Source organism: Pantanalinema rosaneae CENA516 (assembly GCF_050753385.1).
In the GTDB taxonomy this organism is placed as follows: Bacteria; Cyanobacteriota; Cyanobacteriia; order Leptolyngbyales; family Leptolyngbyaceae; genus Pantanalinema; species Pantanalinema rosaneae.
Window position 1 is genome coordinate 162219 of the sequence record NZ_JBLZFZ010000004.1, and the last position, 17719, is coordinate 179937.

General features: G+C 49.7%; 16 protein-coding genes. 6 read left to right on the forward strand and 10 right to left on the reverse strand.

Features of this window, described 5'->3' with window-relative positions:
* The first annotated feature begins 40 nt into the window (after nucleotides 1-40).
* Nucleotides 41-1516, forward strand: a complete 1476-nt coding sequence (locus tag ACN4EK_RS03735; protein WP_431656133.1) for a cyclic nucleotide-binding domain-containing protein — start codon at nucleotides 41-43, stop codon at nucleotides 1514-1516.
* Here the strand turns inward: ACN4EK_RS03735 and ACN4EK_RS03740 are convergent.
* Nucleotides 1502-3766: an AAA family ATPase gene (locus tag ACN4EK_RS03740; protein WP_431656134.1), complete on the reverse strand. Its 2265-nt coding sequence runs from the start codon at nucleotides 3764-3766 to the stop codon at nucleotides 1502-1504. The genes ACN4EK_RS03735 and ACN4EK_RS03740 overlap by 15 nt on opposite strands.
* A gap of 115 nt (nucleotides 3767-3881) precedes the next feature.
* Between ACN4EK_RS03740 and ACN4EK_RS03745 the strand changes: the two genes are divergently transcribed.
* Both ACN4EK_RS03745 and ACN4EK_RS03750 read left to right on the forward strand, forming a co-directional pair.
* Nucleotides 3882-4127, forward strand: a complete 246-nt coding sequence (locus ACN4EK_RS03745) for a DUF4160 domain-containing protein (RefSeq protein WP_431656135.1) — start codon at nucleotides 3882-3884, stop codon at nucleotides 4125-4127.
* The gene (locus ACN4EK_RS03750; RefSeq protein WP_431656136.1) at nucleotides 4120-4506 is read left to right on the forward strand and encodes a DUF2442 domain-containing protein; all 387 of its coding nucleotides are present in this window, start codon (nucleotides 4120-4122) and stop codon (nucleotides 4504-4506) included. The genes ACN4EK_RS03745 and ACN4EK_RS03750 overlap by 8 nt, the downstream gene beginning before the upstream one ends.
* Here ACN4EK_RS03750 and ACN4EK_RS03755 read toward each other — a convergent pair.
* The 5 genes from ACN4EK_RS03755 to ACN4EK_RS03775 form a co-directional block, all read right to left on the reverse strand.
* Complete coding sequence (locus ACN4EK_RS03755) at nucleotides 4484-4642, reverse strand: helix-turn-helix domain-containing protein (protein ID WP_431656137.1); 159 nt, start codon at nucleotides 4640-4642, stop codon at nucleotides 4484-4486. The two genes, ACN4EK_RS03750 and ACN4EK_RS03755, sit on opposite strands and share 23 nt — an antisense overlap.
* Nucleotides 4643-5196: 554 nt before the next feature.
* Nucleotides 5197-5442, reverse strand: coding sequence for a type II toxin-antitoxin system RelN family antitoxin (locus ACN4EK_RS03760; protein WP_431656138.1), 246 nt, complete (start codon nucleotides 5440-5442; stop codon nucleotides 5197-5199).
* A gap of 327 nt (nucleotides 5443-5769) precedes the next feature.
* On the reverse strand, nucleotides 5770-6903 hold the full coding sequence (gcvT, locus tag ACN4EK_RS03765; RefSeq protein ID WP_431656139.1) for a glycine cleavage system aminomethyltransferase GcvT: 1134 nt from the start codon (nucleotides 6901-6903) through the stop codon (nucleotides 5770-5772).
* Between the two features lie 66 nt (nucleotides 6904-6969).
* Nucleotides 6970-7761 (reverse strand): DUF4347 domain-containing protein, encoded by a 792-nt coding sequence (locus tag ACN4EK_RS03770; protein WP_431656140.1) that lies wholly within the window; start codon nucleotides 7759-7761, stop codon nucleotides 6970-6972.
* Nucleotides 7762-8354: 593 nt separating this feature from the next.
* A complete protein-coding gene (locus ACN4EK_RS03775; protein ID WP_431656141.1) occupies nucleotides 8355-8513 on the reverse strand; it encodes a hypothetical protein in 159 nt (52 codons plus the stop codon).
* 115 nt (nucleotides 8514-8628) lie between these two features.
* On the opposite strand from ACN4EK_RS03775, the gene ACN4EK_RS03780 reads away from it, so the two are divergent.
* Entirely contained in the window at nucleotides 8629-9696 is a 1068-nt protein-coding gene (locus ACN4EK_RS03780) for a GGDEF domain-containing protein (protein ID WP_431656142.1), read from the forward strand.
* On the opposite strand, the gene ACN4EK_RS03785 is transcribed toward ACN4EK_RS03780, so the two are convergent.
* A complete protein-coding gene (locus ACN4EK_RS03785; RefSeq protein WP_431656143.1) occupies nucleotides 9683-10366 on the reverse strand; it encodes a hypothetical protein in 684 nt (227 codons plus the stop codon). The two genes, ACN4EK_RS03780 and ACN4EK_RS03785, sit on opposite strands and share 14 nt — an antisense overlap.
* A 436-nt stretch (nucleotides 10367-10802) precedes the next feature.
* Between ACN4EK_RS03785 and ACN4EK_RS03790 the strand changes: the two genes are divergently transcribed.
* A complete protein-coding gene (locus ACN4EK_RS03790) occupies nucleotides 10803-12527 on the forward strand; it encodes a CTP synthase (RefSeq protein ID WP_431656144.1) in 1725 nt (574 codons plus the stop codon).
* Nucleotides 12528-12584: 57 nt separating this feature from the next.
* Nucleotides 12585-12797: a hypothetical protein gene (locus ACN4EK_RS03795; RefSeq protein ID WP_431656145.1), complete on the forward strand. Its 213-nt coding sequence runs from the start codon at nucleotides 12585-12587 to the stop codon at nucleotides 12795-12797.
* 4 nt (nucleotides 12798-12801) lie between these two features.
* Here the strand turns inward: ACN4EK_RS03795 and ACN4EK_RS03800 are convergent, their stop codons facing one another.
* The 3 genes from ACN4EK_RS03800 to ACN4EK_RS03810 form a co-directional block, all read right to left on the reverse strand.
* Complete coding sequence (locus ACN4EK_RS03800; protein WP_431656146.1) at nucleotides 12802-14163, reverse strand: protein kinase domain-containing protein; 1362 nt, start codon at nucleotides 14161-14163, stop codon at nucleotides 12802-12804.
* A 75-nt stretch (nucleotides 14164-14238) separates the two neighbouring features.
* Nucleotides 14239-15612 (reverse strand): protein kinase domain-containing protein, encoded by a 1374-nt coding sequence (locus ACN4EK_RS03805; RefSeq protein WP_431656147.1) that lies wholly within the window; start codon nucleotides 15610-15612, stop codon nucleotides 14239-14241.
* 158 nt (nucleotides 15613-15770) lie between these two features.
* The gene (locus ACN4EK_RS03810) at nucleotides 15771-17534 is read right to left on the reverse strand and encodes a DUF3352 domain-containing protein (RefSeq protein ID WP_431656155.1); all 1764 of its coding nucleotides are present in this window, start codon (nucleotides 17532-17534) and stop codon (nucleotides 15771-15773) included.
* Nucleotides 17535-17719 lie beyond the last annotated feature (185 nt).

Below are 17719 nucleotides of genomic sequence, written 5' to 3' on the forward strand. Positions count from 1 at the left end.
CCACAATAATTGGATACGTTTCCTCCCGTCACTGCCCTAAATGAACTGGATTACTGAGCAACTCAAGGAAATTTTTACTGGAGTTATAGAAGTCTTTGCCACACCCATGTTTGAGGTGGGTGGGACAAGATATTCCCTCAACTTAATCCTGACCCTACTGGTGATCAGTATTGCCGTCTTTTGGGTCGCCCGAGGACTGAGTAATTGGATTAAGCACCGATTACTGGTCAAAATGGGCTTCGATCGCGGCAGTCGTGAAGTCACCGCTTCGTTTATCCGCTATTTGTTGACCGCCTTCGGCTTTATTGTCGTGCTACAAACGGCTGGAGTTAACCTGACCTCATTGACCTTATTTGCGGGTGTGGTTGGGATTGGGATTGGCTTTGGGCTACAAAACCTGGCGAGTAATTTCATTAGTGGTCTGACATTGTTAGTCGAGCAACCAATCCGGGTTGGAGATTTTGTCAAAGTCGATGATTTGCGGGGTACGGTTGAGAATATTTCGATTCGATCGACCACAGTCAGAACTCAGGATGGCGTGTTTGTGATTGTGCCGAATATCCGGTTTGTGGAGAACAACGTAGTTAACTGGAGCTATCGTGATCCCCGCTGTCGATTGCACGTCCCCGTCAGTGTGGCGTATGGCAGTGATACGGTTTTGGTATCAGAAGCCCTGCTGGAAGCCGCTCGTAAAGACTTAAGAGTATTGTCAGATCCCCCTCCGCGCGTATGGTTCCAGAATTTTGGGGATAGTGCGTTGGAATTTGAGTTGCTGGTCTGGATCAATCAACCCCCGGAGAGTGATCCAATTAAGAGCGCGTTGAATTTTTTGATTGAGCAGGAATTTCGTAGCCGGGGGATTGAGGTGCCCTTTCCGCAACGGGATCTGTATATTCGCAATCTCTCTGATTTGTCTCCAGCGTTACTCAGCCTGAGTCAACCAGACTCCGAAAACGGGAAAACGGCTCACACGATCGAATCTGCCCCAATCGATAGTAGGAAAGCTGCACCCCCATCCCCCGGCAACATGGCATTGCGGGACTTGCTGCGACGGATTAGTTACTTTGAGCAATGTTCAGATGTAGAAATTCTCCAGTTAATCGAATATGGCTATCGACAACTATTTCCGGCGGAACAAGTGGTCTGTGAGGAGGGCGCACCGGGGGATTCGTTCTACATTATTCTGAAAGGATCGGTAGAAATTTTTTCCCGTCGCGTTGAACAGTACATTGCCACCTTAAACGAAGGCGAATTTTTTGGCGAAATGTCGCTGTTAATGGGGATTCCCCGATCGGCAACAGTACGCACTTTAGAAGATTCAATTTTGTTTGTAATTGAGCGCAATGACCTGCAACGTCTCCTCCAGAACCATCAGGGACTTGCCGATCAAATGGCACAAAAACTGTTGGAACGGCAGCAAACCCTGCGGGAAATGGGCATCTTGTCGGATGAATTGACTGAAGGCAATCCGTTACTGCGAATTCGTAAGCGGTTACAAACCTTATTTGGCATCTAATAAACTTAGGGCTGAAGGTTGAGCTTGAATCAACGCGATCGCGCTTGACCATTGCACCTGCTGCTGATTCAACGTGGTGATCAACGCCTCGCGAATCTTGGTGATTTCAGCTTCAGATAGTGTTTGACTGAGATGATCTTGGTAACTAGGACGATCGCTCCCTGGACTAAACCACCGTTTGAATAAAGCGGGAGTAATGCGGATCTCCGTGGTCATCATGTCCACCTGAATCCCAGCCGTTAACCCTGCCGTGTGCAACCAAGCGGTCAGATCCTCAACATCCCAATTAACTAACGGATCACTAGGATTCTGATAAATCGCTTCTTCCGCCTTCACCCAGCGATTGTAGAGGCGTGTACCTACGCGATCGCGCTCCAGCAATTGATACAGCCGTTGGGTATATCGCGGTAGGGTTTCTGCCAGAATCAATTGTCCCGGCGGCGATAGTAATTGAGTCAGTGCATGAAGTAATGTCGCTTGATCGCTACCTGCTGTCGCCTGCGATCGTTGCATGGCTTGAAGCAACGCATTTCTGCCGATGATGCGATCGTACTGAATCCCAGGAACCTGTTGAGCTAACACCTGTGGTAACTCGATTAGCTCGGCTTGCAACACGATCGGACGTTGTAACTCTGGTAAGGCTAACGCCTGTTCCTGTAACGCGATCGCGTCCTGCTCCGTTTGCACACAGGCATACACGCCACCTTCCGGCACCTGGCGCACTGCTTCCCAAGTGAGTAGACCACTCCCCGCATTCAAATCTAAGATCACATAATGGCGTTGGGGTTGGGCCAGGGCGAAAACGCGATCGCGTACCTGGGCTAATTGGTCGCCGACCTGACTTAAGGTGCGTTGCAACCAGCGTTCTTGAGTAGAGTTGGTGGGGCTAAAGGTCAGCACTTCTGCCACGGCTGGATTCTCAACTAGAGCGGCTAACTGGGCTTCCCGTTGCCGAGCTACTTGCGTTTGAATCTTGGCTTCGTAGCCCTGATTCGAGGGTTGGTAAAACACCTGTCCCTGCAAGGAACTGGGGAGATATTGCTGTTCCACCCAATGATCGCGATAGGCATGGGGATACAAATACCCCGCTCCATGACCAAATCCCTGTTTGTCCCGATTACCATCTCGTAACGGATTGGGGACTTCCGCCTCTCGCTCCTGTTCGACGGTAGCCAGTGCATCAAAGAAGCCCATCACACTATTCGATTTAGCGGTGGTTGCCAGATATAACGTCGCCTGCGCTAAGGGATAACGTCCTTCCGGCATGCCGACGCGATCGAACGCTTCCGCACAGGCATTCACTACCACGATCGCATTCGGATCAGCTAACCCAACATCTTCTCCTGCTAGGATCAGCAATCGCCGAAAAATAAATCGCGGGTCTTCTCCGGCGTATACCATCCGGGCTAACCAATACAACGCTGCATCCGGATCGGAACCGCGCACACTTTTAATAAAGGCGCTAATCGTATCAAAGTGGGCATCCCCTTCCTTGTCATACAGCACCGCTCGCCGTTGAATCGATTCTTCTGCCACGGCTAAGGTAATCTGAATCACTCCTTCCGCATCGGGTGGCGTAGTTTCAACCGCTAACTCCAACGCATTTAACACCGCTCTGGCATCGCCATTCGCCACATTCACCAGATGATCTAGTGCCTCCCGATCCAGTTGCACGTTCAGCTTGCCGTAGCCGCGATCGCGATCCGCCAATGCCTGCTGCACAATTTGGCGTAATCCCGATTCATCCAGGGGCTTGAGTTGGAAAATTCGCGATCGGCTGACCAGCGCTTTATTCACTTCAAAATAGGGATTCTCGGTGGTCGCCCCAATCAGAATCACGGTGCCATTTTCCACCCAGGGTAACAAAGCATCCTGTTGCGCTTTATTAAACCGATGCACTTCATCCACAAACAGAATCGTGCGTTGGTTATACATCCCCCGTTTGTCCTGCGCCGCCGCGATCGCCTCCCGAATTTCCTTCACCCCCGCTAACACCGCATTAATCGCGATGAAATGCGCCTTTGTGGTGTTAGCAATAATTCGGGCTAGCGTCGTCTTCCCTGTTCCCGGTGGTCCATAAAAGATCAACGACGACAATTGATCGGCTTGAATCGCCCGCCGCAATAACCGCCCCGGCCCAATAATCGCCTCCTGTCCGGCAAACTCATCCAGGGTACGCGGTCGCATCCGAGCCGCTAACGGCGCTTCTGCCTCGGTAATCTCCTGTCGATGGCGATCAAATAAATCCAATAGCTCTCACCCAATTTCTGATTCAATGGTCACAATCGTCATTGATTAGACTAGGCTAACTCCTAAAGTGGAAAGTCCTCATGATGACGATCTTCATGATAGAAGGGAGTTTAAGATGCCAACAGTACATCGTGAAGATGGCTTTCGCATCGTGATTTATCCAAACGATCATTTACCTCGCCATGTTCATGTTTTTAAGGCTGATGGTGAAGTTATTATTCAGTTAGGGAGCGATACAGAAGCCCCTCTTATTGATCAGGTCTACGGAGATATAAGTAATAAGAATATTGCTAAAGCGCTTCAGCTCGTTCAAATTCATCAAATGAAATTGCTGGCAGCCTGGAGAGAAATTCATGGATAACATTAGCTCGGACGCAACTAATTTACGATCGCAGATTGTTCAGGCTAGAGAGAAGGCAATTATTTCTAGCCTTTGTGAACCAAGGGCTGAATCTGCCTATTACGATCCGGAGTCCGGCAGAATCGTAATTCATCTGCAACATGGAGCAATTTTTAGCTTTCCAGCCGAATTAGGGCAAGGGTTAGCAGGTGCAACTCCTAACGATTTAGCGACTGTCGAAGTTACGCCCTCTGGTATAGGGCTACATTGGGAATCGCTAGACGCGGATCTCAGTGTTCCAGCCCTACTCAATGGAATTTACGGCAATCCGGCTTGGATGATTCAACTTCAACAATTAAGCCTGCCATCTGACAATGCTAATCATCGATCGCGAGCTTGAGAAACCGCCAGGTATGATTAATATACTGACCTGGAATCTTACCTTCCGAGGCTTGCTCTGCCACAACTTCAGATGGCAACCGGAGATAATCGGCTATTTCTTCTAGCGTCAGAACATTGGGAAGAACAGAGGTCATTAGAGATAGGAATTATTCAGATAACTATGATCTATTCTGGCAAAAATTAAGGGGGTTCAACTCTTAATCTTGATGGATCTAAGAAGTGTGATTTTATTTACTGTTATGCCCTCTTAGATTTGAAGGAACAGGTTATTTATGGAGCGATCGCCATTGACTTGCCATAGAGTACATTCTAAGTCTCGGTAGATCCATCATCAGTGGGATCTATGCTCAACGCGTTGGTAGCGATCGCATCTCTAATTTCTTCCACTGTTACATCTGACTGATCTGACTTGGAATAAATCAGCAATAGCAAGATAACTGCCGATGTTTCAACTTGGTATATCACCCTATAGCCTGCACTTTTACCCTTCTGTATATCACTATTTCGGACTCGAACTTTGAAAACGATATATCCTGTGCCCGGAATCTAGTCGCCAATTAGTTCTCCCGCTTGCAGTTATTCAAAAATTGGCTGAATATCATCACGAATATGGTGATACCGTTTTGCGAGCTTAACTAATCTTCGTTGAAACTCAGGTACAGCTTGTACTTTAATGGGCGGTAAATTGTTAGACATCAATGCCATCCCATGACTGCTCAAGCGGAATCGTCTGCCCTGCTTGCGCTTCTTTCCAGGCTTGGCGAAATCCCTCTAGAACGCTTTCCTTTGGCTCATCAGCTTCATCTTCTAAGCCTTCACTTTCTGTTAGGAGTACAATCACACGTACTCGTTGGGTTTCAGCGACATTTAGGGGATGATCCAGACATAGCTGCCCTTGTTCATTCACTGTTCCAGTGGTTTCGATCGCTCTCATCCTGCCTCCAATGTAATCTACTCACTTCATCATTAACGATCGCAGCTTCAACCAAAATCGTTGACAGATCTTTGTGTCTGCGATTAGTTCATGATCTAATCACTTCTTAATCGATCGTAGCTAACATAACCTGTTGAGCGATCGCAATTGAGTTGTCATAGAGCAACTTCTAATTATCAGTCGATCCATTACAAACGGACTCTATGATCACAGCAATGCTGGACGAGCATATTGAGTTGGATGACGTACAGGAACAACTGTTATGGCACTCAAGCGAATTGCTAGCAGCCTCAAGCATTGGTTGGGAGGGAAACGAAGGGTGAGTGACTAAGCCGATCGGCGATAGAACGGTTTCTTCACCACGATCGCGGGATACTGTTTCCCCCGGATTTCCACATCTAGAATTTGTTCCGGTTTAGATAGGGCAGTTGGGACATACGCTAGAGCGATCGCGTAACCCAATGTAGGGGATTGGGTGCCACTGGTGACTTCACCCACCACAGAACCCTCATGTAGCACCGAATAGCCATGACGGGCAATATTCCGCCCTTGCATTTGGATCGCGACTAATCGCCGTTGGACTCCCGCTTGCTTTTGAGTTTCTAACACCGAGCGACCGATAAACGCCCCTTTGCTGTCGAGGTGAACCAACCAACCGAGTCCGGCTTCTAACGGTGTCGTCGTGTCATCAATATCTTGACCGTACAGACACATCGCCGCTTCTAACCGCAACGTATCTCTCGCACCCAAGCCACAGGGAGTCACACCAGCCAGCAACAGCGATCGCCACAGAGCTACCGCGACGGCTGGATCGACCATGACTTCAAACCCGTCTTCTCCCGTGTATCCAGTTCGCGCCAGAAAACCGGGATGCCCTAACACCGTCGCTTCCAGATGCCCAAAGGCTTTAATCCCAGACAAATCTTCGCTGACAAACTCTTGCAGATGGGCAACCGCCTGGGGACCTTGAACCGCAATCAGCGCTTTATCCTGGGATAGGTCTTGAAACTCGATCGCAGTCAGATCCAATTGTTCGAGCAGCCAGGTTTTATCTTTTTGCGTCGTCCCCGCATTGACGATCACTACCCAGCGTTCTTGACCGACCGAATCTAATCCCTGGTAATAAAAGATCAAATCATCAATAATGCCACCCTGGGGATTCAGCAGTACCGTGTATTGTGCCTGTCCGGGCTGTAATCGGCTCAGATCAGACGGTACTAAGCGTTGGATCTGTTCCAGTACCTTGTTCCCGGTCAACGTAAACTTGCCCATGTGGGAAATATCAAACATGCCTGCACTGGTTCGCACCGCCTGGTGTTCGCGAGTAATGCCGCTAAATTGCACAGGCATTTCCCACCCCGAAAACTCTGTCATCCGGGCGTTCAGTTCCAGAGACAAATCATACAAAGGAGTGCGGTAAAGGGGGGAATGATCGGTACTAGCAGGATTAGTCTGAGTCACAAATCTACGGTTCCGTTGCAGGTCGCTACTCTACAATCCTAGAGGAAACCAGACCCGATCGCGGGATTACAACGCTTCTATACTCAGATTTAACGGTAGTGCTGTAGGGGAACTGGGGGAAGTCGCCGGATTACTGGCAACCTGAATGGCAACCCCCGGAGCATTATTGGCATAACTGAGTGTCTCACCCGTGGGCGTAATCGTCAGTGACAGGGTTGAATCGTAGGTTGCCAGAGTTACAGGGTCAAAAGCGATCGTTGATTCTACCTGTCCGAATGTATATTCCAAATCCCAGTTGCCATTCAGATCTAAACTGCCTGTGACATCAGTCGATGCTGCAATATCCGCCCCGGTCAACCGAGCCAATCGCACCAGAAACGGAGTCGGAGAGAAGGGGGTAGGACGTTGGGATAATAACGGATCATTCGCCACCTCTGAGCCGTAAATCACAATATCGGCAGTGGCAGACAACGCGGTTCTCCAGGAGGCAATTTGGCTGGTGTATTGCGTCAGAGTTGTATTATCTAGCCGCGTATTACCAATTTGTAAGCCTGCACTAAATCCCCGTGAGACAATGTGCAAACTGTCAATCCCCCTTTGCCCTGTCAGGGTTTGGGTAATTTGGGCGATCGCATCCTGAACTGGATCCAACACAACCACTTGAGTGCCAGCACTCACCCCTGCCACTAAGTCCTGATAGTTATCCAGGGTGGAGTCGATAAATAGCCACGAAGCACTGGATGCCGTTAATGGTGGCAGTGGTGCCGCACCAGCGGTTAACGGATCGGGAGGTAATAGGGGGGTAGGGGTAGGGTTTAAGGGAGACAGACTATTAGCAGATGGAGAAAGCAGTTCCACAACGGTGTTCCTCTGGAATAGCTGGGCAAAATTCAATCAGTTGGATATTTAACAATAAAGAATGTGAATTGCACCATAGTTGCTGGTACAAAGTCAGCATTTAACTTTGCAGTTGGTAACTGAGGCAGCCAGCAACCGCTCAGAAGATATGGTAATTCTGATGGTTTCAGATTAAAAAGCGATTAATAAAACGGAGGTTTCATCTCGTATACCATCAAACTCTCTACACTGTTTCACAAATGGAAGCAGTGAATTATACGTGATGTGCAAGTAGAGCATTTGGTCGGTGGAAGTGAGATGCACCCAAAAACTTCGCTAGACTCGATCCACCGCCAGATCCAGACAGCTAAATGGTATCAAGTTAGATTGGCTGAACAGGAGAAAAATTTGCTTAAGTATGCCAGGTTCCCTCAAATCTCCTGTCTGTCAACTCGCCTCTATGCCTACCCATGTAAACACGACTTCCAGACGCAACAGGCACATTCACGGAAATTTGTCTCAGAATTTACCGTTTCTTCATGATCTTAGCCTAATTCACCTCAGCACCACTCAGGCTGCCTTCAGCCATCCGGATTCTCAGTTGAGGGCGAACCTCAATCAACCAGCCGATCGCTGATTCCCCACCGTTCCACGCCAATTCTCCAGTAGACCTGGTGACAGAGCGATCGCGTAGCCGAATTTTCCTTGAGTTCCCTGTGGTCGGCAAGCAAGATTCGCATTATACAGAGAATATCACTCTTGAATTGGCTCACAGCCGCCGCATCCCCTGCGTGGCAGTCCTCTCCCCACCCCCACGCCTACCAATCAAATTCGCGATCGCGGCTTCAAGGTTGCTATCACTATCGTGGCAGGTATCAAAAAAAAATAATGAACGATTTTCATAAAACGCTTTACGAGGCTGTCTTAGTTGCCTTTGGTAAAGTTCTGGCTAAATATAACGTGTTTGCCCAAAGCGCAATCCTCAAAGATGTGGGCAAAGAAATTATTGAGTATTTACAAGCCCATAATTTTGACTTTGAAGAACAGGGTAATCTGGATGATTTAACTCGTCTGATGACTCTATTTGTAGACAACGGCTTTGCTGAAACACTCATCATTGAATCCGCCGACCAGGGTAAGAATTACATTTGGCAAGATCTCTATGGGATGGAGGCGTATAAGACACTATTTGACGTGGCTGAAAATCCCTTTTTGTCCTGTCCGCTCAATCTCTGTTTGTACTATCTAGCCGATAAACACAACAAAACCTTTCTCCTGCATCGTAAGTCCTTTGATCTGGAACATCACATCACCCAATCCCAGTACGAGCTAGTGGACAAAGCAGAATCTAGTGAAGTTGGGTTTGATCCACTGGTCCTGGAGAATGCTCGGTTATATGAGTTGGCATGTCAGCGCGAAGAACAGTATCGCCACCAAGCCATTACGGATCCCTTAACCGGGATTAGCAATCGTCGCCACATGCTGGAAGCAGGCAGAAAAGCCTTTTCACGCGCTCACCATTACGATCGTCCCTTATCTGTTTTGATATTCGATATTGACCACTTCAAACGCATCAACGACACCTACGGTCATAGTATGGGTGATGTCACGCTGTGTCTGCTGGCAGGGCTATGCCAACAATTAGTGCGGAGTATTGATCTGCTGGGTCGCATTGGAGGAGAGGAGTTCCTGATTATCCTACCTGATACCCCCCTGGAAGGCGCGATCGCGCTGGCTGAGCGATTACGTCAGGCGGTAGAGAGTACCGTGATTTCCACCGATGACTCCTCTCCAAGCCAATCGTCATTTAGTATCACCATTAGCATTGGCATCTCTGCCTATGATCACGAGGTACCCAGTCTAGAAGTTCTGTTAGATCAAGCCGACTCGGCACTCTATCAAGCGAAGGCATCGGGACGCAATCGAGTTGTGGTGCATCACCTCACTGCTGACTAATCACGACCTCTGCCTCACCTTTAAACGTCTGCATACTCCGCTCAAATACAGGAAGGTGCTGCAAATAATCCTCGGCTGCCGTAGAATAGCCGACTGTCCAAACGGTGTGAGCTTGCTTGATCACATAGATCAGTTGCTTCACCTGGACTCCTTGAGAGCTAGCTTCCGTCACTAGCCGTCCGGCAGGTTGTCCTTGAATTGTCACCTGTTGACGATCGACAATGCGAATTTGGGCAGGCAGAATCGTTGCCAAAGCGGTTAAATAGCCCTCTAAGGTGAGCGTGGGGGCAACCTGCTCCGCTGCCACTAAAACGTTGGTGACACCACCGGTCGCATTCAGTTGTGGATCAACCGCAAACAGGACAAATGTTGAGGGATTGTTCTCCACCATTTGGGCAATTTGAGCAAACTCTGTCCCCAGCCCTTTAATCGCCGCAATCAAGCCTTTGGCATCTACTGCACTGGGACTGCCGCCCCGGTAGTAGTTCGGCAACCATAATTCTACGCCTCTACCTCGAAAGGCTTTCCAGTCAGCCGCCTGCGCGATCGCTGGAGTTAGCGCCGGAGAAATTAGATCACTGGCAACTGGCATTCTCTCCACCGGAGCTACCACTGTTCCTAAACTGAGGCAAGACAGGCAAACGCCCCATAGACCACATCGCTGACTCATAAACCGTAACGGAAAGCTGTCTTTGATTATGTGCTTTTCAATTGTGCCGAAGTTCTGTGATCTGGAGCGATCGTGTAATTAAAGTGAACAGTGATCCAGCAACGCCCCACCCTGGACAGTCAGTGTGTAGCCATCGCTAGTTAGGATTGCAGATTTATTCAGGTGTAATTTTGCGTAGGGGCGTGGCATTCGGTAAAAAGCCCTTGCCATTGCCCCAAAAATCTCTGCCGTAGCTTGCTTCCCGGAGGATATGCCGCGCCCGTACAAAGAGATGCGGAGTTATTTAATTCCCATTCCTTAACAGAGTGCGATCGGCTGTGATGATTATTCATCTCAAATTAGTCACAGCCTGTAGATCCAGGGATGATCTGATTGGATCCATGTGGCAGAATGAACAGGGTACGTTCCGGACTATTGTGTTTCCCCCAATTCCTTTATGACGAAGTTTGTATTTGTAACTGGCGGTGTAGTCTCTAGCATTGGCAAAGGGATTGTGGCGGCAAGCTTAGGGCGGTTGCTGAAATCGCGCGACTATTCGGTGTCGATCTTGAAACTTGACCCTTATATTAATGTTGATCCGGGAACCATGAGTCCGTTTCAACACGGCGAAGTGTTTGTGACGGAGGATGGGGCAGAAACCGACCTTGACCTGGGACACTATGAGCGCTTCACCGATACCTCGATGTCCCGCCTGAATAGTGTCACGACTGGATCAATCTATCAAGCAGTCTTGAATAAAGAGCGGCGAGGGGATTATCAAGGCGGTACGGTACAGGTGATTCCCCATATCACAAATGAGATTAAGGAGCGGGTGCTGCGGGTCGCTAAGGATAAAAATCCCGATGTGGTGATTACGGAGATTGGGGGCACCGTCGGCGATATTGAATCCCTGCCGTTTCTGGAGGCAATCCGGCAATTCCGCAAAGATGTGGGACGGCGAAATGTCGTCTATATGCATGTCACCCTTCTGCCCTGGATTCCCTCGGCAGGCGAAATGAAAACCAAGCCCACCCAACATTCCGTCAAGGAACTGCGATCGATCGGGATTCAACCAGATATTCTGGTCTGCCGCAGCGATCGCGCCCTGCCCCCCGGTTTAAAGGAAAAGATTTCTAACTTCTGTGATGTCCCCGTTGAGTGTGTCGTCACCTCCCAGGATGCTGCCAGCATTTATGAAGTGCCCTTAATTCTGGAACAGGAAGGCATGGCAAATCAGGTGATCGATTTGCTGCAACTGGAACAACGGCAACCGGATTTGAGCCAGTGGGCAACCCTGGTCGATCGCCTGTATCGTCCCACGCGGAATGTTGAAATTGCGATCGTCGGGAAATACGTGCGCTTGAGTGATGCCTATCTCTCGGTGATTGAAGCCTTACGCCATGCCTCGATCGCGTTGGGTAGTGCCTTACATCTACGGTGGATCAATTCAGAAGATATCGAAGTCCACGGGGCTGCCAAGTATCTGGATGGCGTGAATGGCATTGTTGTCCCCGGTGGCTTTGGCATTCGGGGGGTGGATGGCAAAATTGCCGCGATCGAATATGCCCGTACCCATCAAATTCCCTTCCTGGGGCTATGTTTGGGCATGCAATGTTCGGTGATTGAATGGGCAAGAAATGTCGCGCAACTGGAACACTCCCATAGTGCCGAATTTGATCCGAATGCCGCCAATCCGGTGATTAACCTGTTACCCGAACAACAGGATGTCGTAGATTTAGGCGGTACCATGCGGTTAGGCTTGTATCCCTGTCGCTTATCCCCTAATACGCTGGCATTCAATCTCTACCAGGAAGAAGTAATCTACGAACGCCATCGGCATCGCTATGAATTCAATAATGCCTACCGCAATCTGTTTGTCGAATTGGGTTACACCATTAGCGGCACATCCCCAGACGGTCGGTTGGTAGAAATCGTTGAATTGCCAAATCACCCCTTCTTCCTGGCGACCCAATTTCACCCCGAGTTCCAATCCCGTCCTAGCTCCCCCCATCCTTTATTTAGAGGATTTATCCAGGCAGCTCTGTCACTCCCCTTCACGGGGGCAGATGAAGTAGCTCAAGATACTCAGCAATTGCTCGATCCCGTCGTCGCAGAACCTGGAGCCACAGAAATTTCGACTGATACGGCTGCTTCCCTAGTTTCTCCGGCTGAAGTCTCTTAACCTGTGAAGTATCGTTAATAACTCTCTGGTTTAAGACTTCAAAAGCGGGGCAGTCTGGTGGCTCACTGGATCAAACTTATCTACGATCGCAATACCTATGTGATTGATCTCGATCGCGTCACGACCTTTTGCCTCTCCAACAATGGCAGAATTTCCTTTCCGGTGATGGATGGCAGTACGACGATCGTGATCAATCAAAAAGCTGATCCAGCCACCTATCAGGCGTTATTGGATTACATTGAACAGCAAACTGGGCAAGTGCTAACGTGATTGGTTACCATGACCATTTTTCTGTACCTTCGGCACAAACTGGTTCGTCACCTTTGAGAACCGGAGGTGGAGGCAGGGATGCACTTGATTTCGTGCGGAAACAGACGATCGACTGAATTGGTGGCTCAACGCCCACGTCGGCCTGGTAGTTCTTGCCTGAAGATTTCAGGCTCTTGACTTTGGAGGGGATAATAAACACTGCTCCTACAACGCTCTGCCCTTCATAGATCGGCATTGCATAGTTAAATACGGCTTGATCCCTATAGTGGAGGGAAAAGACGGAGTCCGATTTATTTGGCGGACCCATTTCTCTCAATCCTAATAGGTCGAGTCTGGGAGCCAAGCGACCGAACTCCAAAAAATAGGCATATTGAGTGCGGTTCATGCTTCCTACCGAGGCTCTTCTGTCTGTATCTGGGCTATACCTTCCCTGATTCAAGAAGGAACCTGAGACGGCAGAAAATCCCAATAAGCCACCCCCAAGCATTAATCCCAGAATTGAGAGCAGAGCTAGGCGACTGACATCTGATGTGGTTTTGGCAGCAGTGGGCGGAGTTGAATTAGACTGAAGGGCGGTTTGGGCTTCCCGAGCAGTTCTAAAACGCCGTTCCAGCGATGGAGCCACCAGTTGCTCTAACCAATCGGCAAACTTGGGACTTAACCGCGCCCGATCGCGAAATTGTAAGCGCAAGTTTTGTTGGGGCAATTCGGCAGGCGACACCCCGGTCAGCAAGTGGAGTAAGGTTGTGCCCAACCCATATAAATCAGAGGCGGCAACCGCTCGTCCCCACAGTTGCTCAGGTGCGGCGTAGCCATGTGTACCTACCACTGTAAAACTGGCTCCTTCCGCTTTCGCCCGATCTTGCACAGCCCCAAAATCCACTAAATAAAACTGTTTATCCTGACCCAGAATGATGTTGCTGGGCTTAATATCGCGATGTAGGACAGGTGGGCTTAATTCATGCAGGTAGATCAAAATCTGTAATAGCGCATTTGCCAGGTCATACGCCTGGTCTTCCCGCAAGCCTCGGTTTTGCTCCAGCAACCATTCCAGCGTCACACCGGGAATGTATTCCTGTACCAACCCAAACCAGGGCAACCCCGATCCAGCCGACGCATCGATCGCGAAGTAATCCCGATATTTGGGAATCTGAGGGTGATTCAGATGCTTCAGCACCAGACTTTCCCGCTCAAATAGCTTGACATCATCCCACTGCAACTGCGGGTTAAACGCCAACAGCTTGAGGATCACCGTTGCTTGAGTTTGTAAATCGATCGCCTTCCAAGTCTGCCGTCCGGCTCCAGTTCGCCCCAACTGGGTTTGCAGTTGATACCGCTCTTGTAACACCTGGAGAGGCTGAAACATCCTGAAATTTTCCTAAAACTGTAAATTAGCTATATCCAATCTGGCTGTAAATTCTGCAAATGGCAAATTAGCCGCTCATGGGTTGATTTGAACGGTACCGGCTACGCAGATCGGTTGGTTATTTTTCAGCACTGGTGGTGGCGGTGGCAGGTGGGATGGCAGCAACCCTTGACAAACGATCGCCCGAGTTTCCACACGCGTCGGTTTATTCCTACCTGTCGTTGACCGCCCCAACTGAGAGGGCTTGAACCTGGAGGGAATCAAAAACACACCACCGACATAGCTTCTCAAGCCTTTACGATGAGCCGCCGCATAGTGAAATACCGCTTGCTCAGTGTGTTCGAGCGAATAGGTGTAATTCGAGGTTTGGGTTGCAATAGATGGGTTTAACGAGTCGATCGTAGACGCAAACTTTTTTTGTTGCAAAAAATAGGCTTGTTGCCGACGATTGATGGATTGAATCGCTTGTTGCCCTTCTACTTCCGGCGGTTTTAAGCTGGATGGAATGATCTCCTTAAACCGAAGCGGTAGCGCAACTGGCAAGAACAATAGACTGCTACCCATGATCAAGCCGATTACCGATAGCAAGGTTAGACGAGCCAAGTTGACAGTATCATCAGTCGGTTTAGCAGGCTGAACTAAATGGGTTTGCAGCGCTTTCCGGGCTTCGCGGGCGGTACTGAAGCGACCCTCCAGGGATGGATCAACCAATTGTTCCAGCCAATCGGCAAACTCTGGACTGAGCAAAGCCCGATCGCGAAATTGCAAGCGCAAGTTTTCTTGCGGCAGTTCGGCAGGTGGAATTCCCGTCAACAAATGCAGTAATGTCGTGCCCAAGCCATATAAATCAGAAGCCGCAACCGCTCGTCCCCACAATTGCTCGGGTGACGCATAGCCATTGGTGCCAACGATCGTAAAACTGGCTCCTTCCGCTTTTGCCCGATCCTGCACAGCCCCAAAATCGACCAGATAAAACTGTTTGTCCCGTCCCAGGATGATATTACTCGGCTTAATATCTCGATGAAAAACCGGGGGGCTTAACTCATGCAGATAAATCAAAATTTCTAAGATATCTTCCGCCAGACAGTATGCCTGGTTTTCCCGAAACCGCCGTTTTTGGTCGAGAAACTCTTCCAGCGACACACCCGGAATATACTCCTGTACCAGAACAAACCAGGGTAGCCCAGAGCCAATCGCTTCATCGATCGCAAAATAATCCCGATATTGGGGAATCCGGGGATGATCCAGATGCTTCAACACCAGACTCTCCCGCTCAAACAGCTTGACATCCTCCCACTGCAACTGTGGGTTAAACGCCAACAGCTTTAGGATCACTGCTTCCTGCGTTTCTAAGTCAATCGCTCGCCAGGTCTGCCGTCCGGCTCCAGTCCGGCCCAATTGGGTATGTAATTGATACCGCTCGTGTAAAACTTGATGAGGCTGAAACATGACGCGATCGATCCTGAAGCCATAGATGATCAGACTATATCCAATCTGACTTCAAACCCGCCAAGTGGAAAATCGGAAAATGAGGCAGGTGAGGGAAGTAAGGGAGGTGAGGCAGGTGAGGCAGGCTTTTAGCTCCCCATCTCCCCATCTCCCCCAACCTATTCCAGCCGAATCAATACGCCACCACGCTGCACACCCGAAGCACTGCCATAGCTACTCAAGGTCAGCGATCGCAGATGGCTAAATATGGGCTTACCTGCCAATTCAATAATCCGAAGTAACGGAAATTGTTGTTCCAACAACGGACGACTCGCCTGCCAATCGAGGTAGAAGTAGCCGTTGTTTGGGTGCTGAAGCGGTTCGGTAGCCTGCTGGAAGCGATCGCTGGTCGGGAGGGAGTTCTCTAGCGATCGCAGGGCTTGATCCATTGCCGTCAGTGACGTGGTGAAAATTTCATAGTCGCCAACGGTGGCATGAACACCCTGGACTTTTGCCTGGAGGGTTTTATCCGTCCGGTTATTGCGCGACGTTGTAGTCAGTTTTGTCCAGGCGGAGACAGTTTGCTCACCTAACTGGAACGAACCCACACTTAACCCTTGCTGTTGAGCAATTTCATCCAAATGGGCGATCGCCGCCGGATCCGATCGTTGTGCTACAAAAATCCAGTCCTGCATGGGTTGAATTTGTCTGACAGCCGTTTGTTTAGCCTCAGAACTAACATCCTGCGGGACTAATCCCAGAGCATACTCGCCCTTGACCCAACTAAAAATCTCTTGTTGCAAATCAATCTGCCAGCGTTTTGCCAATGTCATCAGCGGTTGATTCAACAATTGCGACACGGTGCCATAACGACTCAGACTATCGGCTAACCCCGTCCAGAGTTGCGCCAGGTTCGTTCCCGATGCCGATAACGGACTATTGACGGGAATGTATTGTAGAGCAGCAACAGGATTCATTAGAGTCGCCGCGATCGGGTCATTGCCAATGGGTTGCAACGCCGTTTCTGCCAGTAGCCCTCGAGGATTCAGTTCCAGGGCGATCGCCAGAGTCTTGTAGCCCTCCAAGGGGGTAGCTGTCACGGGTCGATCAGGAGATTGCCCACTGAGTAAATTCGCCAATGCGGGCAAGTTGACAAACGTTAGCCCAATCCGGGGGCGGGTCATGCTATCCAACGCCTGGGTATAGAAGCTGGCATGGCTCAGATTTAAGTCAGGAGCCTGCACATTATTAATCGCTTCCCGCAGCACTTTGGGATGGTTGGCAAACAAGACAAATTTATCTGCAACTAACGCTGTAGCAAGAGACGGAATTGGCAGGATAGGGGGAGATTCATCCTCTGACTCGGCTTGCCGAGCTGCCTCGATCGCCTGGAGCCGCAACTGTTCGCCATAAATCAGGTTCACCCCTTCATATTGCTCAAATACCAGGTCGGTGCCGATTAAGGCTTGCTTTTGCCAGAATAGTTGCAGAAACTCGCGGGAACGATCGGGATCTTTGGTTGCCATTGCCAATAAATAACCCGGTTGGGCTCCATTACTGCGATCGCGATCCAGATCCAACGCGGTCACTGCAAAGGTAATCTCATCCCCAATCCAGGGTTCTACGTCGTTTTGATAGTTCAATCCCGTACTGGCAAATAATCCTTGCTTAAAGGTTTCCAACTCAGCACGAGTACGCCGTCGTTCTCCTGGTCGCGCTACCGTTTGGCGAAACGCCTCTAACCGCTCTGGCTCAACCAGGAGGGAAACCACCGCCGGAGCCTGCTTGGGCACAAAGATGGCGGCATCTGGAGTTGCCGCTTTTCCCCTATCCAACAGGTTTAAGGGACTGTGAGCAATGATCCAGTAAAAGCCGCCTGCACCAGTCAGCAGCAGCACTACAACCAGGGCGAGAAGAACGGAGAAAAACGATCGAAGCTTCATGGGCAATCAGACCCTACCGGGTGGCAGTTGAGCAAACGACGAGCAAAAACAATCCAGCATCATTATTTCAGGACAAGGGGTGTTGGGGACATTAAGTTGTCGGAAGAATTGGGAATGGGGAGTGGAGAGGTGGGGAGTGGGGAGGTAAGGGAGATGGGGAGGTAAGCTGTCTCTTATACACATCT